This window comes from Adlercreutzia sp. DFI.6.23, assembly GCF_024462535.1.
Lineage (GTDB): Bacteria > Actinomycetota > Coriobacteriia > Coriobacteriales > Eggerthellaceae > Adlercreutzia > Adlercreutzia rubneri.
The window spans coordinates 1-297 of sequence record NZ_JANGBP010000582.1; the positions used below are offsets into that span (position 1 = coordinate 1).

Consider the following 297-nt stretch of genomic DNA (forward strand, 5'->3'; position numbering starts at 1 on the left):
GGTAGGGGCTTTGGGCCACCGAGTAGAACTAGGGGCAGGCCCGAGCCGCCTCCTCGGCTTCGGCGAGCGTGCGCTGGGTGGTGCAGAAGGCGAGCAGCTTGAGGAAGATCTCTCGGTGCAGGGGCGCCCGGCTCACCGTCTCGGTAAGGGCGGCCACGGCTTCCTCGAAGGTGGCCTCGGCGCTGGCGTCGGCTTCGGATGTCGATGCGGGCTCGGCGGCCTTGGGCGCGAGGTCGCCGTCGGCAGCGGCGACGTAGGGCGCGGGTGTGCTAGCGGTTTCCACGGGTCAGTCCTTAC

General features: G+C 70.4%; 1 protein-coding gene. It reads right to left on the bottom strand.

Annotation, left to right across the window (positions count from 1 at the left end):
- Positions 1-28 precede the first annotated feature (28 nt).
- On the bottom strand, positions 29-283 hold the full coding sequence (locus tag NE591_RS14675) for a hypothetical protein (protein WP_256157036.1): 255 nt from the start codon (positions 281-283) through the stop codon (positions 29-31).
- Positions 284-297: the final 14 nt, after the last annotated feature.